Source organism: Sphingomonas sp. Root720 (assembly GCF_001428605.1).
Classification (GTDB): Bacteria; Pseudomonadota; Alphaproteobacteria; order Sphingomonadales; family Sphingomonadaceae; genus Rhizorhabdus.
Window position 1 is genome coordinate 433,747 of sequence record NZ_LMID01000015.1, and the last position, 21,646, is coordinate 455,392.

Annotated in this window: 21 protein-coding genes and 1 pseudogene; 13 read left to right on the plus strand and 9 right to left on the minus strand. The window is 68.5% G+C overall.

Translation table 11 applies throughout. The features are described from left to right. Nucleotides 1-338: 338 nt before the first annotated feature. Nucleotides 339-476: pseudogene (locus ASE22_RS28055) on the plus strand (HGGxSTG domain-containing protein); the annotation flags it as partial. A gap of 318 nt (nucleotides 477-794) precedes the next feature. Here the strand turns inward: ASE22_RS28055 and ASE22_RS24240 are convergent. Next, nucleotides 795-1,667 (minus strand): DUF817 domain-containing protein, encoded by an 873-nt coding sequence (locus tag ASE22_RS24240; protein ID WP_056366198.1) that lies wholly within the window; start codon nucleotides 1,665-1,667, stop codon nucleotides 795-797. Between the two features lie 303 nt (nucleotides 1,668-1,970). Between ASE22_RS24240 and ASE22_RS24245 the strand changes: the two genes are divergently transcribed. After that, entirely contained in the window at nucleotides 1,971-2,633 is a 663-nt protein-coding gene (locus ASE22_RS24245; protein WP_056365841.1) for an SOS response-associated peptidase family protein, read from the plus strand. 180 nt (nucleotides 2,634-2,813) lie between these two features. Here the strand turns inward: ASE22_RS24245 and ASE22_RS24250 are convergent, their stop codons facing one another. The 4 genes from ASE22_RS24250 to ggt form a co-directional block, all read right to left on the minus strand. Continuing rightward, entirely contained in the window at nucleotides 2,814-3,257 is a 444-nt protein-coding gene (locus ASE22_RS24250; RefSeq protein WP_056365844.1) for a hypothetical protein, read from the minus strand. Nucleotides 3,258-3,338: 81 nt separating this feature from the next. Further along, complete coding sequence (locus ASE22_RS24255) at nucleotides 3,339-4,184, minus strand: AAA family ATPase (protein WP_056365846.1); 846 nt, start codon at nucleotides 4,182-4,184, stop codon at nucleotides 3,339-3,341. Between the two features lie 158 nt (nucleotides 4,185-4,342). Next, nucleotides 4,343-5,020, minus strand: a complete 678-nt coding sequence (locus ASE22_RS24260) for a DUF6975 family protein (protein WP_056365850.1) — start codon at nucleotides 5,018-5,020, stop codon at nucleotides 4,343-4,345. A gap of 164 nt (nucleotides 5,021-5,184) precedes the next feature. Beyond that, the gene (gene ggt / locus ASE22_RS24265; protein ID WP_056365853.1) at nucleotides 5,185-6,903 is read right to left on the minus strand and encodes a gamma-glutamyltransferase; all 1,719 of its coding nucleotides are present in this window, start codon (nucleotides 6,901-6,903) and stop codon (nucleotides 5,185-5,187) included. 236 nt (nucleotides 6,904-7,139) lie between these two features. Between ggt and ffh the strand changes: the two genes are divergently transcribed. From ffh to ASE22_RS24320, 11 genes are all read left to right on the plus strand, one after another. Continuing rightward, the gene (gene ffh / locus ASE22_RS24270; RefSeq protein ID WP_056366201.1) at nucleotides 7,140-8,615 is read left to right on the plus strand and encodes a signal recognition particle protein; all 1,476 of its coding nucleotides are present in this window, start codon (nucleotides 7,140-7,142) and stop codon (nucleotides 8,613-8,615) included. A gap of 35 nt (nucleotides 8,616-8,650) precedes the next feature. Further along, a complete protein-coding gene (gene rpsP, locus ASE22_RS24275) occupies nucleotides 8,651-9,187 on the plus strand; it encodes a 30S ribosomal protein S16 (RefSeq protein ID WP_056365856.1) in 537 nt (178 codons plus the stop codon). A gap of 106 nt (nucleotides 9,188-9,293) precedes the next feature. Further along, nucleotides 9,294-9,767 carry a ribosome maturation factor RimM gene (gene rimM / locus ASE22_RS24280; RefSeq protein ID WP_235535991.1) on the plus strand — a complete coding sequence of 158 codons (474 nt, stop codon included), beginning with the start codon at nucleotides 9,294-9,296 and terminating at the stop codon, nucleotides 9,765-9,767. Beyond that, on the plus strand, nucleotides 9,764-10,039 hold the full coding sequence (locus tag ASE22_RS24285; RefSeq protein ID WP_056365862.1) for a hypothetical protein: 276 nt from the start codon (nucleotides 9,764-9,766) through the stop codon (nucleotides 10,037-10,039). Before rimM ends, ASE22_RS24285 begins: the two co-directional genes overlap by 4 nt. Before the next feature lie 76 nt (nucleotides 10,040-10,115). Further along, nucleotides 10,116-10,856, plus strand: coding sequence for a tRNA (guanosine(37)-N1)-methyltransferase TrmD (gene trmD / locus ASE22_RS24290; RefSeq protein WP_056365866.1), 741 nt, complete (start codon nucleotides 10,116-10,118; stop codon nucleotides 10,854-10,856). A gap of 2 nt (nucleotides 10,857-10,858) precedes the next feature. Next, the gene (rplS, locus tag ASE22_RS24295; RefSeq protein WP_056365870.1) at nucleotides 10,859-11,248 is read left to right on the plus strand and encodes a 50S ribosomal protein L19; all 390 of its coding nucleotides are present in this window, start codon (nucleotides 10,859-10,861) and stop codon (nucleotides 11,246-11,248) included. A gap of 183 nt (nucleotides 11,249-11,431) precedes the next feature. Beyond that, nucleotides 11,432-12,457, plus strand: coding sequence for an aspartate-semialdehyde dehydrogenase (locus ASE22_RS24300; RefSeq protein WP_056366204.1), 1,026 nt, complete (start codon nucleotides 11,432-11,434; stop codon nucleotides 12,455-12,457). A gap of 279 nt (nucleotides 12,458-12,736) precedes the next feature. Next, entirely contained in the window at nucleotides 12,737-13,180 is a 444-nt protein-coding gene (locus ASE22_RS24305) for a GFA family protein (RefSeq protein WP_056365873.1), read from the plus strand. Next, nucleotides 13,161-13,934, plus strand: coding sequence for an alpha/beta fold hydrolase (locus tag ASE22_RS24310; protein WP_056365876.1), 774 nt, complete (start codon nucleotides 13,161-13,163; stop codon nucleotides 13,932-13,934). The genes ASE22_RS24305 and ASE22_RS24310 overlap by 20 nt, the downstream gene beginning before the upstream one ends. A gap of 120 nt (nucleotides 13,935-14,054) precedes the next feature. Then, nucleotides 14,055-15,905, plus strand: a complete 1,851-nt coding sequence (locus ASE22_RS24315; RefSeq protein ID WP_056365879.1) for a M2 family metallopeptidase — start codon at nucleotides 14,055-14,057, stop codon at nucleotides 15,903-15,905. Nucleotides 15,906-16,199: 294 nt separating this feature from the next. Next, nucleotides 16,200-17,366, plus strand: a complete 1,167-nt coding sequence (locus ASE22_RS24320; RefSeq protein WP_056365882.1) for a GGDEF domain-containing protein — start codon at nucleotides 16,200-16,202, stop codon at nucleotides 17,364-17,366. A gap of 16 nt (nucleotides 17,367-17,382) precedes the next feature. Here the strand turns inward: ASE22_RS24320 and ASE22_RS24325 are convergent, their stop codons facing one another. The 4 genes from ASE22_RS24325 to ASE22_RS24340 form a co-directional block, all read right to left on the minus strand. Further along, on the minus strand, nucleotides 17,383-18,834 hold the full coding sequence (locus tag ASE22_RS24325) for an AMP nucleosidase (RefSeq protein ID WP_056365885.1): 1,452 nt from the start codon (nucleotides 18,832-18,834) through the stop codon (nucleotides 17,383-17,385). Nucleotides 18,835-18,885: 51 nt separating this feature from the next. Beyond that, on the minus strand, nucleotides 18,886-19,368 hold the full coding sequence (locus ASE22_RS24330; RefSeq protein WP_056365888.1) for a peroxiredoxin: 483 nt from the start codon (nucleotides 19,366-19,368) through the stop codon (nucleotides 18,886-18,888). A 16-nt stretch (nucleotides 19,369-19,384) separates the two neighbouring features. Continuing rightward, nucleotides 19,385-20,533, minus strand: a complete 1,149-nt coding sequence (locus ASE22_RS24335; RefSeq protein WP_056366207.1) for a glycosyltransferase family 4 protein — start codon at nucleotides 20,531-20,533, stop codon at nucleotides 19,385-19,387. Between the two features lie 144 nt (nucleotides 20,534-20,677). Beyond that, on the minus strand, nucleotides 20,678-21,640 hold the full coding sequence (locus ASE22_RS24340) for a glycosyltransferase family A protein (protein WP_056365891.1): 963 nt from the start codon (nucleotides 21,638-21,640) through the stop codon (nucleotides 20,678-20,680). Nucleotides 21,641-21,646 lie beyond the last annotated feature (6 nt).

The following is a 21,646-nucleotide window of genomic DNA, read 5'->3' on the forward strand; positions in this document are numbered from 1 at the left end:
GGGGACGCCACCCCTCCTCCGGCACCTCGATTCCTCCCTCTGCTCCCCGTCCTGCCAGTGCAGGCCGGCCTCTCGGGGGAGAGGAGACCACGCCGCCGCGGGAGCCGCCCGAGACCCCAGCCTGCGCCGACGTGACGCCGTGGATGCGGGGATGCCCCTCCTCCCGTCACCCCGGGCGCGACGAAAAGCGACAAACCACCCCCCACCCGTCACCCCGGGCTCGACCCGGGTCCCGCTGCCTTGCTCCCGAACCGCGCGATCAGGCCGCTCGCCCCGCCCATATCGTACCCCATTTGTTCTTCTCTTGTAGGTTCCCGCCCGCTACGCCTCGATACGCCATGGACCAGAGGCCGCCGACCGCCGAACCCGCGATCCTCGCCGCCGCCCCCCGCTGCGGCGCGCGCACCCGCTCGGGTGCGCCCTGCCGGTCCCCGGCGGTGAACGGCGCCCGGCGCTGCCGGATGCATGGCGGCAAGGGCAGCGGCGCCCCGCGCGGCAATCGCAATGGCTGGAAACATGGTGGCCGCTCGGCCTGGATCCGGGAAGTCGGCCGCTATCTGCGCGCCACCAGCCCCGCCGCGCTGGCCCGGCTCGTCGCCGATGAAAATGAAAAAGCAAAAATTCGAACACACAACCCCATGCACCCGGAAATCGGGCATCCGAACCCGGCCTCTTTCGCGTCATGCCAGCGCAGGCTGGCATCTCCGGAGAGGGGAGACCGGGTCGTCGCAGGAGCCTCGGGAGACTCCAGCCTGCGCTGGGGTGACGAAAGAACAGGCGTCACCCCGTCGCCGTCATGTTCGCGAGTCCCGCGATCCGGCGCCATGCACGCGCTCGACCAGCACGAAGCTGATGATCATCAGCAGATACCAGGCCCCCAGCTTGCCGATCGGCACCATCGTCCAGGCCGCTTTCTGGTGCGGGTAGCTCCACGCATGCGCCCAGGTGCCGATATTCTCGGCGAACCAGATGAACAGCGCGACCAGCAGGAAGCCGAGCAGCAGCGGCATCCGCCGATACGTGCGGAACGGGCGGAAATGGACCCAGGTCCGCCGGTAGAGCAGCGCCGTCGCCGCGAACAGGCCGAGGCGGATGTCGGGCAGCCAGTGGTGCGCGAAGAAGTTGACATAGATCGCCACCGCCAGCGCGACCGTCGCCCGACGCGATGGGTAGTGGCTGAAGCGGAAGTCGAAGATGCGCCAGACGCGGGCGAGGTAGCTGCCCACCGCCGCATACATGAAGCCCGAGAAGAGCGGCACGTCGCCGATCCTGAGCACCCCCGCCTCGCGATATTCCCAGCTACCGTGCGCGGTCTTGAACAGCTCCATCGCCGTGCCGACGATGTGGAAGGCGAGGATCACCTTCGCCTCCTCCCAGCTCTCCAGCCGGAAGGCGAGCATGCCGAGCTGGATCAGCAGCGCCGCGACCGTCAGGACATCATAGCGCGCGACCGGCGCTTGCGGAGGCCACCAGAGATGCGTCGCCAGCAGCAGCGCCAGCATCAGCGCGCCGAACAGGCAGGCCCAGCCCTGCTTGAAGCCGAACAGCAGGAACTCGTAGGCGAAGGCCGGGAAGCCCCGCGCGGGCGCCGCCGCCTCGAGCCGCGCGCGGATCCCGGCGAAGCGGGTCGCGCCGGCCGGTCGGATCTGTCGGTCGTCGCGCGCCATCGGCACGGGCATAGCGCGGGTGGGGATGTGCGCCTAGCGCCCCCTTTCCCTACCATCGGAATGACGGTTACGGGACCAAGATGCTCCTCCGCTCCCGTCATGCCAGCGGAGGAGGGACCTTTGCGGAACGTTCCTCGTCATTCCGGCGAAAGCCGGAATCTCCCTGACCTTGGGCTGTGGGGTAGGCGCATCTCGCGGAAAGAAAAGAGAGATCCCGGCTTTCGCCAGGATGACGGTCCTGGCGAAAGGAGAGAGGCCGGAGACGCTTGCGTGCAGCGGGCCGACGCGCCAGTTTCCCGCGCCATGTGCAACGAATTTTCGCGCAAGCTCGACCTCGACCTGCTGATCCTCGGCCTCCAGCAGGCGAAGGTCAGCCTCGCCTTTCCCGAGGGCCTGCCCAATATCGAGCCCAGCGCGAGCGTGCGGATCACCGATCCGAGCGTGATCGTCCGCGCGGCGCGGGGGCAGGCCGGGGTCGCCGAACTCGTCACCCGCCGCTGGAGCTGGGCGGGGCAAAGCGGCAAGCCGGTCTATAATTATCGCGGCGAGGGGCGCGACTTCCGCAATTCGGCCAGCCAGGGCCGCTGCCTCGTCCCGGTCGACGGCTTCTACGAGTTCACCGCGCCCGCCGACCCCAAGGGCAACGACAAGGGCAGGGGCAGGCGCAAGGACAAGTGGCTGTTCCGCTGGGCCGGCGCGGACTGGTTCGCGATCGCGGGCCTGTGGAAGGCCGACGCGGCGATCCCCGGTCCGGACGGCGGCGCCACCGGCGGCGAGGCCTTCACCCTGCTGACCTGCGAGCCCGGCCCCGACATCGCCCCTTATCACCGCCGCCAGGTCGTCCTGCTCGACCGCCGCGACTGGGCGGGCTGGCTCGACGGATCGGTCCCCGCGCTGGAGCTGCTGCGCCCGACCCCGGCCGGCACGCTGACGGTGGAGGCGGTGGGGCCGCCGTCGCTGCTGTGACCTATGGACCGTCCTTTTTTCGTCATGCCAGCGCAGGCGGGATCTTTGCGTAAACGCCGCCGCCCTTCCGTCATCCCGGCGAAAGCCGGGATCTCACTTTATCTTTTCCAGGGGGCGGAAGGGCAGGGAGATCCCGGCTTTCGCCGGGATGACGACGAAGAGAACGGAGACGGACCCGCGTCACACGATCCGGCTGCGCTCGGTGATCGCCTCGAAGCGGCGCATCACGACGCGGAGGGCGGGGACGCCCGTGCGGCCGATCCGGCCTTCGAACAGGTCGGGACCGATCGCCTCGGCCGCCACCTCGAGGCGAAACAACGGGGCGAGCGGGCCGAACACGCCGCGATAGTCGAGCCCGCCGCCATGGCGGACGACCTGCAGCGAGGCGGTCAACGTGGTGGGGCCGTCGATCGCGAACTCGCCGTGGAAGATCAGCTGGCTGTCGCCGCCCGCCATCCGGTTGCCCTCGACATGGAGGATGCCGCCCTGCGTCTCGTCGTCGCGGCAGCCGAACAGGCCGAAGCGCAGGGTCCACAGCCCCGCCATCGTCGCCGGAGTCAGCGGTTGCGGGCGTGGGACGGGAGCAGGGGCGGCGGAGCGGGACGGGGTACGCGGTGTGGCCATGTCCGGCCAACTATATGGACTTCATGGATAAAGGATGAATCGCGCGCCCGAATCCGCCCTCCGAATCCCCCTCGGCCGGGATCAGCCGCCCTGGCGGCGGGCGAGGAAGGCCAGCCGCTCGAACAGCATGACGTCCTGCTCGTTCTTGAGCAGCGCGCCGTGGAGCGGCGGGATCGCCTTCTTGGGATCGCGGTTCTGGAGCACCTCGAGCGGCATGTCCTCGACCAGCAGCAGCTTCAGCCAGTCGAGCAGCTCGCTGGTCGACGGCTTCTTCTTGAGGCCGGGGACCTCGCGGATCTCGTAGAAGATCTCCATCGCCTTGCTGACGAGCGCCTTCTGGATGCCGGGGAAATGGACGTCGACGATCGCCTGCATCGTGTCGCGGTCGGGGAATTTGATATAGTGGAAGAAGCAGCGGCGCAGGAAGGCGTCGGGCAGCTCCTTCTCGTTGTTCGAGGTGATGACGACGATAGGCCGCTCCTTCGCCGCGACCGTCTCGCCCGTCTCGTAGACGTCGAACGACATGCGATCGAGCTCCTGGAGGAGGTCGTTCGGGAATTCGATGTCGGCCTTGTCGATCTCGTCGATCAGCAGGACGGGAAGCTGCGGCGCGGTGAACGCCTCCCACAGCTTGCCGCGCTTGATATAGTTGCCGATGTCGTGGACCCGCGCGTCGCCGAGCTGGCCGTCGCGCAGGCGGGCGACCGCGTCATATTCGTAGAGGCCCTGGTGCGCCTTGGTGGTCGACTTGATGTGCCACTGGATCAGCGGCGCGTTGGCGGCGGCGGCGATCTCGTGCGCGAGGACGGTCTTGCCGGTGCCCGGCTCGCCCTTGACCAGCAGCGGGCGCCGCAGCGTGACCGCGGCGTTGACCGCGACCTTCAGGTCGTCGGTCGCCACATAGTTGCTCGTTCCCTCGAAACGCACGTCCGCACTCTCCCGCCAGGCCAATCGCCTAACGGCGATAGGGTGCGATGCAGCGAAGGGCAAGTTTGTTTGGCCGCGTTGCGGCAAGGCCGAACGGCCGCCCGAGCTTGTGCGAGGAAGCCAAGCGGGGAAATGCCCCGCGCCCGGCGTCTGAGGGCTTACACGAACGCCAGATTCCGCGCTTCCGACCGGGCCTCGAGCAGGCCCCACAGGCCGCGATGCTGGACGAGCAGTTGCTGCGCGCCGAACATCATCGCCCGGTCGATCGGGGCCGCCGCCGCGGCCGCCTCGATCGCCGCCATCGTCTGGCGCGCGGACGGGAGCGCGGGCGGGGTGAGGGGGAGGCCGAAGCGCTGGGCGGCGGCGTCGATCACGGTGCGGATCGCGCGCCAGTCGAGCACCAGCGCGACCGCTGCGCCGAGTCCGCAGCCCGCGCGGTCCGACCGGCCGAGCATGTCGAGCGCGTGGCGCTGGCCCGCGACCGCGGCCTCGCATTCGGCCTGGCGCGGCGTGCTGGGCAGCGGTCCCGCCGCGACCACCGTCCGCATCAGGAAGCCGCGCTCGACGGCGAAGCCCTCGGCCGCCGCGTCGAGCCAGCCGCGCACCGCCTCGGGCGCCGGCCGGGCGCGTGCCAGGTCGACGATGCTGGGGGCGCTGCCGTGCAGGCTGGACATCAGGTGGACCGCATCGGCCAGGTCCCGCGACGCCTCCCGGCCCCGCGCGAAGATCTGGCAGGCGATATAGGGGTGGCCCTTCGCGCCGTCGGCCGCGAGGAGCGCGCCGACCGTCTCGGCCGCGCCTGGACGCGCGGCCTCCCGTTGATTCACATACGCCATACGCAACACATCCCGAATACGACCGGAAAAGCCGTGCAGGGCAAACACGCGCCCTCCACGCGAATCGACATAGCGCAGTCGCGGTAAATGGCCGGTTTACGGACCCGAAATTATTTTCCCGGCCGCCCCCGCGACGCCGCTCCGACGAACTCGCCGCGACGGGCTCATTGCGACAGGGCGACGCCGGGGCTGCGCGGGTCGGCGGCACCGACCCAGCCGGCGGGCGTGCGCTGCAGGATCGTCAGCTTCGACGGCAGCTCGCCCGCCACCGCCGTCTCGCCGAGCCGGGCGAGCGCCGGGATCATCGCCTCGAGCGGGCTGCCGCGCTCGACCGTCAGCGCGGGCCCGTTGAAGAAGAGGTTAGGCAGCGCGATCGCATCCGCCGCCGGCAGGCCCCAGTCGATCGTGCCGACCAGCGCCTTGAGGCCGTGCATGATGATCGTCCGCCCGCCCGCCGATCCCAGCGCCATCGCCGGCCTGCCGTCGGGGCCGTAGACGATCATCGGCGACATCGACGACAGCGGCCGCTTGCCCGGCTCGACATGGTTGGGCACCAGCCGGCCATTCTCGCGCGGCTGTTCGTTGAAGTCGGTCAGCTCGTTGTTGAGGAAGAAGCCCCCCGCGACCAGCGAGCTACCGAACGGCCCCTCGACCGTCGAGGTCATGCTGGCGATGTTGCCCTGCCGGTCGATCGCGACGAAATGGGTGGTGCCCTGCTCGGCCGGCGCCTGCGTCATCGCCAGCGGCCCGGCGCCGGGCGGGGTGCCCGGTCGATATTCGCCCAGCGTCCGGTCGGGCGAGATCAGCTTCGAGCGCGCGGCCAGATAGGCGGGATCGAGCAGCCCGGCGACCGGCGCCGCGACGAAGTCGGTGTCGCCCAGCCAGGCGTCGCGATCGGCATAGGCGAGGCGCATCGCCTCCCCGATCAGGTGCCAGGCGACCGGCGAATCCTTGCCGAGCGCCTTGAGGTCGAAGCGTTCGAGCATGCTCAGGATCATCAGGTCGGTGATCGCGCCCGACGAGGGCGGCCCCATGCCGCAGATCCGGTAGCCGCGATAGACGCCGCAGATCGCCGCGCGCGGCTTGGCGCGGTAGCCGGCGAGGTCGGCGGCGCTCATCACCGTCGGGTTGCGCTTCGACGCGGCGATCGCGGCGCTGATCTTCCGGGCGATGTCGCCCTTGTAGAAGGCGTCGGGTCCCTTGGCCGCGATCTCGCGCAGGGTCGCGGCGAGCACGGGGTTCTTCACCGTCTCGCCGCTGGTCAGCGGGCGGCCGTCCTTCCAGTAGATCGCCCGCGCCTCGGGGAAGTCGGCCCAGAGCCGCTCGGCCTGCTTCAGCCGGAAGGCGAGCGTGCGCTGCACCGAATAGGGCCCGGGCTCGTTGTCGGGCAGCAGCGTGTAGCCCTGCTCGGCCAGCCGGATCGCCGGTTCGAACAGCCGGGCCCATGTGAGCTTGCCCCAGCGCTTGTGGGTCTCCGCCATCAGCGCGACGTTGCCCGGGATGCCGACCGAATAGCCGCCCGGGATCGCCTGCATATAGGGCAGCGGCTTGCCGTCGGCGCCGAGGAAGCGGTCGGGCCCGGCCGAGGCGGGGGCGGTCTCGCGCCCGTCGATGGTCGATACCCGGCCGGTCTTCGCGTCGTGATAGACCAGGAAGCCGCCGCCGCCGATCCCCGACGACATCGGTTCGGTGACGGTCAGCGCCAGCATGATCGCCATCGCGGCGTCGGCGGCGCTGCCCCCGGCGCGCAATATCTCCTGCCCCGCCGCCGCGGCGCGCGGCTCGGCGGCGGCGACGATGCCGGTGGCCGGCACGGCGCGGGCCGTAGCGGGTGAAAGCGAGAGGAGGAGGGCGGAAAGGAAGGCGATGGCGCGATGCAACATGCCCCGCAACTTATTGGATTGGCGCGCGGCCACAAGTCCCTAGACGGGGAAACCGGGCCGCGATCCTTGCCTTTGCCGGGCTTTGCGGCTAGGGACCGCCTCGTCGTTCCGACACGAAAGCATTGGCAAGCGTCCACGGACGCCCGCTGGCCGGCGAGGTTTCGCCCGCCGGCGCGCTTTGCGTTTCGGGTCCGAAGGTCAGCAATTTCGGCGCTTCGGCGCAGAGGAGTGAACGCATGTTCGAAAGTCTGAGCGAAAGGCTGGGCGGGGTCTTCGACCGCCTGCGCGGCCGTGGCGCGCTGAACGAATCGGACGTGCGCGAGGCGATGCGCGAGGTCCGCGTCGCGCTGCTCGAGGCCGATGTCGCCCTGCCCGTCGTCCGCACCTTCGTCGAGAAGGTCACCGAGCAGGCGGTCGGCCAGCAGGTGCTCCGCTCGGTCACGCCGGGCCAGCAGGTCGTCAAGATCGTCAACGACGCGCTGGTCGAGATGCTCGGCTCCGAGGCGTCGGACCTCAACCTCGACGTCTCGCCGCCCGCCATCGTCATGATGGTCGGCCTCCAGGGCTCGGGCAAGACGACGACCACCGCCAAGATCGCCAAGCGGCTGACCGAGAAGGGTCGCAAGAAGGTCCTGATGGCGTCGCTCGACGTCAACCGCCCGGCCGCGCAGGAACAGCTCGCCGTGCTCGGCACCCAGGCCTCGGTCGCGACGCTGCCGGTGGTGCAGGGCCAGCAGCCGGTCGACATCGCCCGGCGCGCGCTCCAGGCCGCGAAGCTCCAGGGCTTCGACGTGCTGATGCTCGACACCGCCGGCCGTCTCCACGTCGACCAGGCGCTGATGGAAGAGATGAAGGCGGTCGCCTCGGTCGCCGAGCCCGAGGAGATCCTGCTCGTCGTCGACGCGCTGACCGGCCAGGACGCCGTCAACGTCGCCAAGAGCTTTTCCGAGCAGGTCGCCCTGACCGGCGTGGTGCTGACCCGGATGGACGGCGATGCGCGCGGCGGCGCCGCGCTGTCGATGCGCGCCGTCACCGGCAAGCCGATCAAGTTCGTCGGCACCGGCGAGAAGCTGGACGGGATCGAGCTGTTCCAGCCGAGCCGCGTTGCCGGCCGCATCCTCGGCATGGGCGACGTCGTCAGCCTCGTCGAGAAGGCCGCCGAGACGATCAAGGTCGAGGAGGCCGAGGCGCTCGCCGCGCGGATGGCCAAGGGCCTGTTCGACTTGAACGACCTGCGCAACCAGCTGCGGCAGATGTCGCGGATGGGCGGCCTGTCGGGCCTCGCGGCGATGCTGCCCGGCATCAAGCAGGTCAAGCAGGCGATGGCGAGCGGCGCCGCCGACGACAAGGTGTTGGTGCGGATGGACGCGATCATCGGCTCGATGACGCCGAAGGAGCGCGCCAAGCCCGAACTGCTCAACGCCAAGCGCAAGATCCGCGTCGCCAAGGGCTCCGGCACCACGGTGCAGGACGTCAACAAGCTCCTGAAGATGCATCAGGACATGTCGACGATGATGAAGAAGATGAAGAAGATGGGCGGGCTCAAGGGCCTCGCCGGCCTGCTCGGCGGGGGCGGCGGCCTCGGCGGCATGCTGGGCGGCGGCGGTGCCGGCGCGCTTCCGCCGATGCCGGGCGGCGGCGGCCTTCCCGGCCTGCCGGGCAACCCGCAGGGCCTGCCCCCCGGTTTCCAGAATTTCCTGAAAAAACGCTGATTTGACCTGATCCGAATACCAGAAAGGAATATCGAATGTCCGTTTCCATCCGTCTCGCCCGTGGCGGCGCCAAGAAGCGTCCTTATTATCGCATCGTCGTCGCCAACTCGCGCAGCCCGCGCGACGGCGCCTTCATCGAGAAGATCGGCGCCTACAACCCGCTGCTCGCCAAGGACGATCCCAAGCGCGTCGTGCTCGACACCGAGCGCGCCAAGCATTGGCTCTCGGTCGGCGCGCAGCCGACCGACCGCGTCGCCCGCTTCCTCGACGCCGCCGGCGTGAAGGAGCGCGCCGCGCGCAGCAACCCGAACAAGGCCGAGCCGGGCGAGAAGGCCAAGGAGCGCGCCGAGGAGCGTGCGGCCAAGATCGCCGCCGCCGAGGAAGCCGCCGCCGAAGCCGCCAAGGCGCCGGTCGCAGAGCCGGTCGCCGAGGAAGTGACCGAGGCCCCGGCCGAGGAGGCTGCCGCCGAGACGCCCGCCGTCGAGGAAGCCGCCGCCGAAGCCCCGGCCGAAGCCGCTGCCGAGGAGGCTCCCGCCGCCGAAGCCGCAGCTGAGGAAAAGAGCGAAGCTTGACGCGCTCCGACCCGGCGTGCCGGGCCGACATCGCCGTACCCGTCATCCCAGCGAAGGCTGGGATGACGGAGGTGCGGGAAGGCGAATGGACGGAAGTGGGAATCCAGTGAGCAGCGACAAGCCCATCACCGTCGCCGCCATAGCCGGCGCGCACGGGATCACCGGCGAGGTGCGGCTCAAGCTGTTCAGCGATAATCTGACGGCGTACAAGACATTGTCCGGCGCGGGCCGGACCTTCACGCTCGTCTCCTGCCGCCCCGCCGCGAACGGCGCGGTCGCGCGCTTCGCGGAGATCGCCGACCGCAACGCCGCCGAGGCGCTGCGCGGCACGCAACTCAGCGTCCCGCGCTCGGCCCTGCCGCCGCTGGCCGAGGGCGAATATTATCATATCGACCTGATCGGCCTGCCCTGCCTGGTCGGCGACGAGACGATCGGCACCGCCGCGATGATCGAGGATTTCGGCGCGGGCGACGTGCTCGAGATCGAGAAGCCCGACGGCAAGCGCTTCATGGTCCCCGTCGCCAAGGCGGTGACGATCGAGCCCGATCGCCTGCTGATCGACCCGGAGTTCGTCGCATGAATGCCGTCACCATCTTCCTGCTGATCGGCAGCGTCTATCTGGTGATCGTCGCCTATGGCGTCGTCCGCACCCGCAAACTCGGCCTGCCGCCGCACATCCGCTTCGTCGCGGCCTCGGTCCAGGTGGTGCTGCCGCCCGTCGTCCTCGCCGTCGCGCTGCTGCTGACCGGCAACATGGCGGTGGCAGGCTGGAGCCTGATGCTCATCCTGCTGCTGGTCGCGGGCGCGCTGCTCGCGCTGTGCACCGATCTCGTCGCCCGGCGGGTATTGTAAGGCGTAACCGACGACGAGACCCACTTCGCGGACGCATCAGGCCTCAAGGTTGAAAGCTGGACGATCTGACCCTGACATGACCTTCGCCGCCACCATCCTGACCCTCTATCCCGAGATGTTTCCCGGACCGCTCGGCACGTCGCTCGCCGGCCGTGCGCTCGCCGAGGGGAAATGGTCGTGCGATCCGGTCCAGATTCGCGATTTCACCACCGACAGGCATCGCTCGGTCGACGACACGCCGGCTGGCGGCGGCGCGGGCATGGTGATGCGCGCGGACATCCTCGCCCGCGCCGTCGACCATGCGCTGGAGACCCGGCCCGACGTCCCCGTGCTGGCGATGACGCCGCGCGGCGCACCGCTCACCCAGGCGCGCGTGCGGCAGCTTGCGGCCGGGCCCGGCGTCACGATTCTCTGCGGCCGGTTCGAGGGAATCGACGAGCGGCTGTTCGAGGCGCGGCCGATCGAGCCGGTGTCGATCGGCGACTATATATTGTCGGGCGGCGAGATGGGCGCGCTGGTGCTGCTCGATGCTTGCATAAGGCTGCTTCCCGGGGTAATGGGCGCGCCCGACAGCGGTGATGAGGAAAGCTTCGAAACGGGGCTTCTCGAATATCCGCACTATACCCGACCTGCCGAGTGGGAAGGGCGCACGATCCCCGAGGTGCTGCGATCTGGGGATCATGCGAGGATCTTGGGCTGGCGTAAGGCCATGGCCGAGACCGATACAAGGCTAAGGAGGCCGGACCTTTGGGAGCGTCATGAGGACGCTCGGGACCAGTCTCCCTCTGGCGCGCGGCGACAGAAGAAGGAGCGATGAGCATGAACCTCATCCAGCAGCTCGAAGCCGAGCAGATTGCCAAGTTCAAGGAATCGAAGAAGATTCCCGAATTCCGTCCCGGTGACACGCTGCGCGTCGGCGTGAAGGTCGTCGAAGGCGAGCGTACCCGCGTCCAGGCCTATGAGGGCGTCTGCATCGCCCGCGCCAACAAGGGCATGGGTTCGTCGTTCACCGTCCGCAAGATCTCGTTCGGCGAAGGCGTCGAGCGCGTCTTCCCGCTCTACTCGCCGAACATCGAGTCGATCGACGTCGTCCGCAAGGGTGTCGTCCGTCGCGCCAAGCTCTATTATCTGCGTGGCCGCCGCGGCAAATCCGCGCGTATTGCAGAGCGTCGCGACAATAAACCGGCCGCCGAGGCCAAGGAAGCCTGAAGCCGGCGCTTCCATAGCAAACCTCGCAGGCGGCCGGCTCCCTCGGGAGACCGGCCGTTTGCTTGTCTGGATAGAATCCGTCCCGTCATTCCGGCCGAAGCCGGACTCTCATTGCTACACCGACCATCGCAATGGGATCCCGGCCTTTCGCCGGGATGACGTCGCAAAACAGGAAGAATGACCATGGGTTATCGTGTCGTCGTCGCAGGTGCCACCGGCAATGTGGGCCGCGAAATGCTGAACATCCTGGCCGAGCGCGAATTCCCGATCGACGAGATCGCGGCCGTCGCCTCCGCCCGCAGCCAGGGCGACATGATCGAGTTCGGCGAGACCGGCAAGATGCTCAAGGTCCAGAACATCGACAATTTCGACTGGTCGGGCTGGGACCTCGCCCTGTTCGCGATCGGCTCCGACGCGACCAAGATCCATGCGCCCAAGGCCGCCGCCGCCGGCTGCACCGTGATCGACAACAGCTCGCTCTACCGGATGGACCCGGACGTGCCGCTGATCGTGCCCGAGGTGAATCCCGAGGCGATCGACGGCTACAAGGCCCGCAACATCATCGCCAATCCGAACTGCTCGACCGCGCAGATGGTGGTCGCGCTCAAGCCGCTCCACGACGCCGCGAAGATCAAGCGCATCGTCGTCTCGACCTACCAGTCGGTGTCGGGCGCCGGCAAGGCGGGCATGGACGAGCTGTTCGAGCAGAGCCGCAACATCTTCGTCGGCGACCCCGCCGAACCGAAGAAGTTCACCAAGCAGATCGCCTTCAACGTGATCCCGCACATCGACAAATTCCTCGACGACGGCTTCACCAAGGAAGAGTGGAAGATGGTCGTCGAGACCAAGAAGATCATGGATCCGAAGGTGAAGGTCGTTGCGACCTGCGTCCGCGTCCCCGTCTTCGTCGGCCACTCGGAAGCGATCAACATCGAGCTCGAGAACGAACTGTCGGCCGAGGACGCGCAGAAGATCCTGCGCGAGGCGCCCGGCGTCATGCTCGTCGACAAGCGCGAGGACGGTGGATACGTCACCCCGGTCGAGTGCGTCGGCGAGTTCGCGACCTATGTCAGCCGCGTCCGCGAGGACCCGACCGTCGAGAACGGCCTCGTCCTGTGGTGCGTCTCGGACAATCTCCGCAAGGGCGCCGCACTCAACGCGGTGCAGATCGCCGAGCTGCTCGGCCGCCGTCACCTGAAGAAGGCGTAAGCCCTACCAACCCTATTTCGTCATGCCGGCCAGGCGGGACCTTTGCGTAACCCGTCATCCCGGCGGAGGCCGGGATCTCCGGAGAGAGGAGACGAGCGCGAGGCAGGAGCCGCCCGAGATGCCAGCCTGCGCTGGCATGACGCCGAGAGACAGGGTGCAGCTTATGCAAAGGCCCCGCACAGGCTGGCATCCATGGCTGTTGTCTCCTCAGATGGCATCTGGTTGATGAGAGACATGGACCCCAGCCTTCGCTGGGGTGACGCGTTGGGGAGTGTGGCGATGCAGCAGACCATGACCGGCGGCTGCCAGTGCGGCCGTATCCGATACAGCGCCGAGATCGCCTCGGACGAGGCCTATCTCTGCCATTGCCGGATGTGCCAGCGCGCGACCGGCGGGGTGTCGATCGCCTTCGTCAACCTGGCGAAGGCAGCGGTGCGCTGGGATCGGGAGCCCGACTGGTACGCCAGCTCGCCGATCGCGCGGCGGCCCTTCTGCTCGACCTGCGGCACCCCGCTGGGCTTCGAATATCCAGACAGTGACAATATCGACCTGACCGTCGGCAGCTTCGACGATCCCGCGCGCTTCCGCCCCGCGCATCATTTCGGCGCGGAGAGCCTGCACGAAGCGTGGATCGACACGAAGGAGCTGCCGCGCTACCGGACCGACGAGCATGAGACGCTCGTCGATCGCTGGATGAAGACCGTTGGCAAACTTCCCGACTGAAACCACGCTCCACCATTTCGACGGCGCGGACGGCGCCCGCATGGCCTGGCACGGCATGGGACCCGAGGACGGGCGGCCCGTCATCCTGATCCACGGGCTGTTCTCCAACGCCTTCACCAACTGGGTGCGCTACGGCCATGCCGCCAAGCTCGCCGTCAAGGGCCGCCGGGTGATCATGCCCGACCTCAGGGCCCATGGCGAAAGCGCCAAGCCGCACGACCCGTCGGGCTACAGCCACGACATCCTTGCCGACGACAATCTGGCGCTGATCGGGCAGCTCGGCCTCGCGCCGGGCGATTACGACCTGGGCGGCTATTCGCTGGGCGGTCGCACCACCGCACGGATGCTGGTGCGCGGCGCCAGGCCAGGCAAAGCGATGCTCGCGGGCATGGGTCTCGAAGGGCTGCTCGACCTGGGCGGCCGGGTGGCCTTTTTCCGCAAGGTGCTCGAAGGCGCCGGCACCCACCCGAAATTCTCGCCCGAGTGGATGGCCGAGGGCTTCCTCAAGACCACGGGCGGCGATGCGAAGGCGCTCCTCCTGCTGCTCGACAATTTCCCGAAGATCGCACGCAACGCGCTTGACGAGCTCGCCATGCCGATCCTGGTGCTGACCGGATCGGAGGACCAGGACAACGGCTCGGCCCGCGCGCTCGCGACGGCGCTGCCCAACGCCGGCTTCGTCGAGGTGCCCGGCAACCATATGAGCGCGGTGACGCTGCCCCAGTTCGGCGATGCGATCGCCGCCTGGTTCTGACCATCCTCTCCTTCCGATCGCGGGGCGCGACCGTCCCATCGGTGTAATACACGGGCTTGACGACCTCCGGTGGCGTGATGACAGTGGTGTCAGCACAGAACATACCGAGGAACCCTCCCCATGAAGATCTCGATCAAGGCGGCGACGTCCGCTCTCGCGCTCGCCGCGCTGCTCGCCACCGCCCCGGCGCTGGCCCAGGATCGGCCGGCCGCCGCGACGGCGTCCAGCGCCGCGCCGACCGTCGCGGAGGCCGACGCCTTCGTCGCCGACGCCGAGAAGCAGCTGGCCGACCTCGGCATCTACGGCGCGCAGGCGGCATGGATCAACGCGACCTACATCACCGACGACACCGACGCGGTGAACGCCCGGGTCGGCGCCGAATTCACCGAGATGCAGGTCCGCTACGCCAGCGGGGCGGCGCGGTTCGACGGGCTGAAAGGGCTGAGCTACGACACCCGCCGCAAGCTCGACATCCTCAAGCAGAGCATCGTCCTGCCCGCCCCGTCCACGCCCGGTGCCGCGCGGGAGCTCAACGACCTCGCGACCCGGCTCCAATCGGCCTACGGCAAGGGCAAGGGAACCCTGCGCGGACAGGAGATCAACGGCTCCGACATCGAGGCCGAGATGGGCACCAACCGCAACCCGGCCGAGCTGAAGGAAATGTGGGTCAGCTGGCACGACAATGTCGGCAAGCCGATGCGCGGCGATTATGCCAAGCTGGTCGAGATCGCCAACAAGGGCGCGGTCGACCTCGGCTATCAGGATCTCGGCGCGATGTGGCGCGCGGGCTACGACATGCCCGCCGACGACTTCGCGAAGATGATGGACCGGCTGTGGACGCAGGTTAAGCCCCTCTACGACGCGCTCCACTGCTACACGCGGATGAAGCTCAACGAGAAATATGGCGACGCCGTCCAGGCGAAGACCGGCCCGATCCGCGCCGACCTGCTCGGCAACATGTGGGCGCAGGAATGGGGCAACATCTACGATATCGTCGCGCCGACGGGCGCCGGCGACCTCGGCTTCGACACCGGCGAGCTGCTCGTCGCGAAGCAATATGACCCGGTGAAGATGGTGAAGACGGGCGAGGGCTTCTACACATCGCTCGGCTTCGCGAAGCTGCCCGACAGCTTCTGGACGCGCTCGCAGATCACCAAGCCGCGCGACCGCGAGGTCGTCTGCCACGCCTCGGCGTGGGACATCGACAATGTCGAGGACCTGCGAATCAAGATGTGCACCAAGGTAAACGCCGACGACTTCGTCACGATCCACCATGAGCTCGGCCACAATTTCTACCAGCGCGCCTATAACAAGCAGCCCTATCTCTACCTCAACGGCGCGAACGACGGCTTCCACGAGGCGATCGGCGACTTCATCGCGCTGTCGGTGACCCCCGACTATCTGGTGAAGATCGGCCTGCTCGATCCGGCCAAGGTGCCGAGCGCCGACAAGGACATCGGCCTGCTGCTGCGCCAGGCGATGGACAAGGTCGCCTTCCTGCCCTTCGGCCTGCTGATGGACAAATGGCGCTGGGGCGTGTTCAGTGGCCAGACCACGCCCGCCAGCTACAACAAGGCGTGGACCGACCTGCGCCTGCAGTATCAGGGCATCGTCCCGCCCGAGGCGCGCGACGAGGGCGATTTCGATCCGGGCGCCAAATATCATATCCCCGGCAACACGCCTTATGCGCGTTACTTCCTCGCCCGCATCCTGCAGTTCCAGTTCTACAAGGCGGCCTGCGAGCAAGCGGGCTGGAAGGGCCCGCTCCACCGCTGCTCCTTCTACGGCAACAAGGAGGTCGGCGCGAAGCTCGACGCGATGCTGAAGATGGGGGCGTCCAAACCGTGGCCCGACGCGCTGGAGGCCTTCACCGGCAGCCGGGAGATCGATGGCTCGGCGATGATCGCCTATTTCAAGCCGCTGATGGCCTGGCTCCAGAAGCAGAACAAGGGCCAGCGCTGCGGCTGGTGAGTCGAGCGACGGGACGGCGGCGAATCGATTCGGCCGCCGTCCCGGTCGCGATCGAATCGCCATAGTAATGAACATCGTTGAAAGTGCCCCAGTGAGCATATCGCACCAGGATCGCGGGCAAGAATCGCCCCAATAGTATCCAAAACGGAGCCAGTGACCGAAAACGGTACGGCGAATCGTTTTTTGACTATTGATTTTTACCACGACGCACCGCAGTGGCGCGGCCCAATCGGAACGGAGTTAACCAGTCGGCGGAGACAGGGGGTCTTCGCCGCCTGTTGCTTTTGGGGGACCATGACCGCAGCGGTGATCATCATCATCGCGCTGATCTTCAGCGCCGCGATGCTGACGGGGGTGATGCTGATCGCCTGGCGCAGCTTCGGGCGGCCGCGCCATGCGCTGGTCTGGGCGATCGCCTTCGCGGTCGCCACGGTCGAATGGATCGCCAATCTCGGCCTCCGGATCCAGGCGCCGGACAATGCGCCGCTCTATGCCGCGATCGCCGGCCTCGGCTGCCTGTCCAACGCGCTGATCGCGGCGGGCTTCGCGCAGCGGAGCAGGCCCGATGCGGCACTGACGCCCTATCTGCTCGCGGCGGCGGTCGCCGCGCTGCTGATCGCGGGCGCGGCGACCGTCGTGCCCCATCTGGGCGTGCGCGACGCGACCGGACTGCTGTTCGGCGGCACGATGATGGCGATCAGCACCGCGCATGTCGGCCGCCGCTTCCGCACCGCGTCGCTGCCCGAACGGTCGGTCACGCTGATGCTGATGCTGTTCGCGCTGATCGACCTGGCGATGGCCGCCGCCGCCTTCCGCCAGGGGGTGACGGGAACGGGCGATCCGCTCCAGCTCTACCGCACCATCCTGATCCTGCTCTATCCGCCGGCGTTCATCGGCGTCGGCCTCTTCTCGGTCTTCCTCGTCGCTTCCGACCTCGCCGAAACGATGCGGATGCTGGCGACGTCGGACATGCTGACCGGCATCTACAACCGGCGCGGCTTCGAGGATTCGGCCGAGCGCGCGATCCGCAACGCCCAGCGCCAGCGCCAGCCGCTCGCGGTCGTCGTCGCCGACATCGACAGGTTCAAGGCGATCAACGACCGCTACGGGCACGGCGTCGGCGACCGCGCCCTGCGCCATTTCGCCGGCCGGATCGAGCGGCTCGTTCGCCGCGGCGACCTGATCGGCCGGATCGGCGGCGAGGAGTTCGCGCTGCTCCTCGTCAACACGCGCGCGCAGGACGCGATCGAGGTGGTCGAGCGCATCCGCCGCGACATCGCCGCGATGCCGGTGAACGGGCCCGACCGGATCGTGATGACGGCGAGCTTCGGCGTCACCGGCCTGCGCCCCGGCGACATCTCGCTCGCCTCGCTCCTCGCGCGCGCCGACCGCGCCCTCTACCAGTCGAAGATCGGCGGCCGCGACCGGGTGACGAGCGCCGAGGAGCTGGAAGACGCGTGACGTCCCTTTCCAGCCCTTACCGGAATGGCGGCTCGTCGAACGCGCGCAGCTTGCGGCTGTGCAGGCGGGCGCCCTCGCCGCGGAGCTGATCGACCGCGGTGATGCCGATCTGGAGATGCTCGGCGATCGCCCGCTCGTAGAAGCGGTTGGCCTGGCCCGGCAGCTTGATCTCGCCATGGATCGGCTTGTCCGACACGCAGAGCAGCGTCCCATAGGGTACGCGGAAGCGATAGCCCTGCGCCGCGAGGGTCGCCGACTCCATGTCGATCGCGACCGCGCGGCTCTGGCTGAAGCGCAGCGCCGAGGCGGTGTAGCGCAGCTCCCAGTTGCGATCGTCGGACGTGACGACGGTGCCGGTGCGCATGCGCAGCTTGAGCTGTTCCATGCTCTGGCCCGAGACGATCTCGGCGGCGCGGGTCAGCGCCTGCTGCACCTCGGCGATCGCCGGGATCGGGATTTCGGGGGGCAGCACGCTGTCGAGGACATGGTCGTCGCGCAGATAGGCATGTGCCAGCACATAGTCGCCGATCCGCTGGCTGGGCCTGAGGCCGCCGCAATGGCCGATCATCAGCCACGCCGCCGGCCGCATCACCGCCAGGTGATCGGTGATCGTCTTGGCATTGGCCGGGCCGACGCCGATGTTGACCAGGGTGATTCCCGAGCGGTCGGGCGCGACCAGATGATAGGCCGGCATCTGGTGCTTGCGCCACGCGCTGTCGGCGATCGCCTGGCGCGGATCGGGATCGCCCGCGCGAATCTCCACCCCGCCCGCGCCGCTCAGCATCGTGTAGCGGCCGTCCCTGTCGAGCTGGTCGATCGCCCAATGGACGAACTCGTCGACATAGCGATGATAGTTGGTGAACAGGATATAGTCCTGCACATGGCCGGGCGGCGTGCCGGTATAATGCCGCAGCCGCGCGAGGCTGAAATCGACCCGGGGGGCATCGAACAGCGCCAGCGGCCGCGCCGCCCCATCCGCCTGCACCCACAGCCCGTCGGCGAGCTCGTCGCCGATCTGCGACAGGATGGTCGAGGGGAAGATGCGCGACAGCTCGACCGGCGACGCGCCGGTCAGGTCGAGGTCGTCGCCCGCGTCGAGCACATAATTATAGGGGATCTCGGTGCTGCTGATCCCCGCTTCCACCCGCACGCCATAATCCTCGATCAGCAGGTCGATCTGCTGGGCGAGATAGGGGGCGAACAGCGCCGGCTGGGTGACCGCGATCGCATAGTCGCCCGGTTCCTGCAGGCGGCCGAACGAGCGGCCGAGCGGCCCTGGGTCGCGGCCGCCCTCATAGCGCAGGCGTATCTCGGGATAGGCGAAGGTGCCGTCGCGGCGCGTCGCCGGATCGGGCCGTTCGCCGGTCCTGATATAATGGGTCAGCGCGGCGCGCAGCCGCGTCACCGACTGGCGGTAGAGCGTGTCGAGTTGCTCGACGAGTCGCAGGCTTTGCGTGGACGGCAACATGGTCTCCTTGTCGCCCGGGCCCGATCCACCGAATCGGGCCCGGCTCGATCCCTAGAGCTGGCCGAGGAGGTGCTCGGCGCTGCTCACCTTATACTCGCGCGGTTCCTCGATGTTCAGCCGGGTGACGACGCCGTTCTCGACGAGCATCGAGAAGCGCTGGCCGCGCTGGCCCATACCCGCGCCGCGCGCGTCCATCTCCAGCCCCAGCGCCCGGACGAAATCGCCATTGCCGTCGGCCAGCATCGTGACCTTGCCGTCGGTCCCCGCCGAGACGCCCCAGGCGCCCATCACGAAGGCGTCGTTGACGGCGGTGCAGACGATCTCGTCGACGCCCCTGGCGCGGATGTCGTCGGCCTTGTCGACGAAGCCGGGCAGATGCTTGGCCGAGCAGGTCGGCGTGAAGGCCCCCGGCACCGAGAAGAGCGCGACCTTGCGGCCCGCGAACAGCGCGTCGCTGGTGCGCTCGACCGGCCCGTCCACCGTCATCGTCTTGAAGGTGACCGCGGGGATGCGGTCTCCGATGGCGATCGTCATTATCGTTCCTTCCGCTTCATGATCGAGGCGGTCCTAACACCGCATCGAGAAATTCCCGTGTCACCGAGGGCCAGCCATGCGCGCGCGCATGAGCGAGCCCGCCGGCCGCCAGCCTGTCGCGAAGCGCATCGTCGCCGAGCAGCCGGCGGATCGCCGATGCGATGTCCTCGATATCGTAGCCATCGACCAGCAGACCGGTCTCGCCGTCGACCACCGCGTCGGTGACGCCGCCCGCGCGGCCGCCGATCACGGCCTTGCCGCAGGCATTGGCCTCCAGGAAAACCAGGCCGAAGCCTTCGGTGTCGCCATCGGCCAGGGTCCGGTTAGGCATCATGAAGATGGTGCAGGACCGGTAGAGTGCGGTCAGCGCCGCATCGTCGACGCCGCCCAGGAAGTCGATCCGGTCGGCCGCGCCACTGCGGGCCGCCCGCGCCTTGAGCGCTGCCTCGTCGCCGCCATGGCCGGCGATCTTGAGCCGGTAGGCGGGGAACTCGTCGGCGACCAGCGCATAGGCGTCGATGAGCTTGTCGAAGCCCTTGCGCTCGATCAGCCGCCCGATGCTCAGGACGAACGGCTCGCTCGTCCCGCCCGGGGTGAAGCGCTCGAGGTCGACGCCGTTGAGGACGAGGCGGATGCGATCGGGCGGGACGCCGAAGTCTTCGATGATCCGGTCACGGGTGAACCTGGACACCGTCACCACGACATCGCTCGCGCGCAGCGCCGGCCCGCGCAGCCGCGCCAGCCGGTTGTAGGCGCGCTGGGCGACTTCCTCGCCATGGGTGTAGATCACGACGCGCCAGGGCGCCAGGACGCCGAGCAGGATGGCGAGCCAGCCCAGGCCGTGCAGTTCGCCCAGGACGATCGCCTTGGCGCGCGCGCGCGTCGCCGCGATCACGACCGCGCAGAACACGACCAGCATCACCGGAAGGTCGATCAGGACCAGGTCGAGCCATCCCATCCGGCGGCGGATATCCTCGATGCGCGGCGGACGAAGCCATGGGATGCGCCGGATCGGATAGGGTTTTCCGGCATCGCTCTCGCGCCATCCCGGGATGGGCTTGCCGAAATCGGGATCGCGCCAGGCGCTCAGCACCGCGATGCGCGGCGCGGCATGGCAGGCCAGCCGATCGTACAGCGTCGGCGTTCCCCCCACGATGGGCGGCATCACATTCGATACCAGCAGGATCCGATCGTGCGTGTTCAAAGCCTTGCGAGGTCCTGCTGCGGGCCGCGATCCGGCGACGGTGTCGACGGCGCCCATCCATCTCCGCCTATCATCGGGACCGCACCTTTACCATCCCGCCGCCGCTCAGAGGGCCCGGCGCAACCGCATCAGCAGCGGGGCGAGGAACGGCGCGACGCGCAGCACGCGAAGCGCCCGGCGCCAGCGGGGACTCAGCTGGTCGTGGCCGGCGCGATCGAATTCGGACAGCGCGCGGGACAGCTCGCCTTCCCCGAGGTGGCGGAAGCCGTCGTCGATCAGGATCTGCCGCTCGATGCGGGCGCACATCTCGTCGGCCGCGAGCGCCTCGGGGCGGCCGGCGAGCCGCGTCCTGGCCCGCTCGGTCACCGTCAGGGCGGTGCGCAGCATCCCGCCCGAATTGCGCGAAGCCTGTCCCGCGCGGCGACGGTAACGCACGAGCGGGCGCGGCACATAGGCCAGCTCCCACCCCGCCTCGATCAGCCTTATCCAGACGTCGAGGTCCTCCGACGATATCAGGCTGGTGTCGAAGCCGCCGACCCCCATGATCGCCTCGCGGCGCATCACCGTCATCGCGAAGACGTTGAACTCGCGCCGCAACACCCGTTCGAGCGAGGCGGGAAGCGATTGCGGACAGCGGCTGGAGAAAAGCTCGCCGATGCGGTCCGCGCCGAAGAACGTCGCGTCGCTGGTGACGAAGCCGATCTTCGGCGACGCCTCGAGCGCGGCGATCATCGAGGAGAGGAAGTCGGGCTCATAGATATCGTCGCCGTCGAGCAGGGCGATATAGGGCGTGACGACCTCCTTCATCCCGCGGTTGCGCGCGGTCGAAGGGCCACCATTGTCGGTTTCCAGGAAGCGGATGCGCGGATCCGAGAGATAGGAGGCGACGTGCGCCCCGGCGCGCGTGTCGCCGTCGTCGACGACGATGATCTCCCAGTCCGCGCGATCCTGCGCATAGACCGAATCGATCGCATCGCGGATCATCGCGCCGACGCCATAGGCCGGAATCACGACCGTGACCGCTGCGCGAGGGCGTTCGCCCGCCGGTTCGCTTATTTGCGTCTCCATGCCCGC

Coding starts and splice junctions, on each gene's coding strand:
- ASE22_RS24320 (WP_056365882.1), top strand. CDS start 16,200: ATGACCGCAGCGGTGATCATCATCATCGCGCTGATCTTCAGCGCCGCG.
- ASE22_RS24330 (WP_056365888.1), bottom strand. CDS start 19,368: ATGACGATCGCCATCGGAGACCGCATCCCCGCGGTCACCTTCAAGACG.
- rpsP (WP_056365856.1), top strand. CDS start 8,651: ATGTCCGTTTCCATCCGTCTCGCCCGTGGCGGCGCCAAGAAGCGTCCT.
- ASE22_RS24260 (WP_056365850.1), bottom strand. CDS start 5,020: ATGGCGTATGTGAATCAACGGGAGGCCGCGCGTCCAGGCGCGGCCGAG.
- ASE22_RS24315 (WP_056365879.1), top strand. CDS start 14,055: ATGAAGATCTCGATCAAGGCGGCGACGTCCGCTCTCGCGCTCGCCGCG.
- ASE22_RS24245 (WP_056365841.1), top strand. CDS start 1,971: ATGTGCAACGAATTTTCGCGCAAGCTCGACCTCGACCTGCTGATCCTC.
- ASE22_RS24285 (WP_056365862.1), top strand. CDS start 9,764: ATGAATGCCGTCACCATCTTCCTGCTGATCGGCAGCGTCTATCTGGTG.
- ASE22_RS24300 (WP_056366204.1), top strand. CDS start 11,432: ATGGGTTATCGTGTCGTCGTCGCAGGTGCCACCGGCAATGTGGGCCGC.
- ASE22_RS24325 (WP_056365885.1), bottom strand. CDS start 18,834: ATGTTGCCGTCCACGCAAAGCCTGCGACTCGTCGAGCAACTCGACACG.
- ASE22_RS24240 (WP_056366198.1), bottom strand. CDS start 1,667: ATGGCGCGCGACGACCGACAGATCCGACCGGCCGGCGCGACCCGCTTC.
- ffh (WP_056366201.1), top strand. CDS start 7,140: ATGTTCGAAAGTCTGAGCGAAAGGCTGGGCGGGGTCTTCGACCGCCTG.
- rplS (WP_056365870.1), top strand. CDS start 10,859: ATGAACCTCATCCAGCAGCTCGAAGCCGAGCAGATTGCCAAGTTCAAG.
- ASE22_RS24305 (WP_056365873.1), top strand. CDS start 12,737: ATGCAGCAGACCATGACCGGCGGCTGCCAGTGCGGCCGTATCCGATAC.
- trmD (WP_056365866.1), top strand. CDS start 10,116: ATGACCTTCGCCGCCACCATCCTGACCCTCTATCCCGAGATGTTTCCC.
- ASE22_RS24335 (WP_056366207.1), bottom strand. CDS start 20,533: ATGCCGCCCATCGTGGGGGGAACGCCGACGCTGTACGATCGGCTGGCC.
- ggt (WP_056365853.1), bottom strand. CDS start 6,903: ATGTTGCATCGCGCCATCGCCTTCCTTTCCGCCCTCCTCCTCTCGCTT.
- ASE22_RS24250 (WP_056365844.1), bottom strand. CDS start 3,257: ATGGCCACACCGCGTACCCCGTCCCGCTCCGCCGCCCCTGCTCCCGTC.
- ASE22_RS24340 (WP_056365891.1), bottom strand. CDS start 21,640: ATGGAGACGCAAATAAGCGAACCGGCGGGCGAACGCCCTCGCGCAGCG.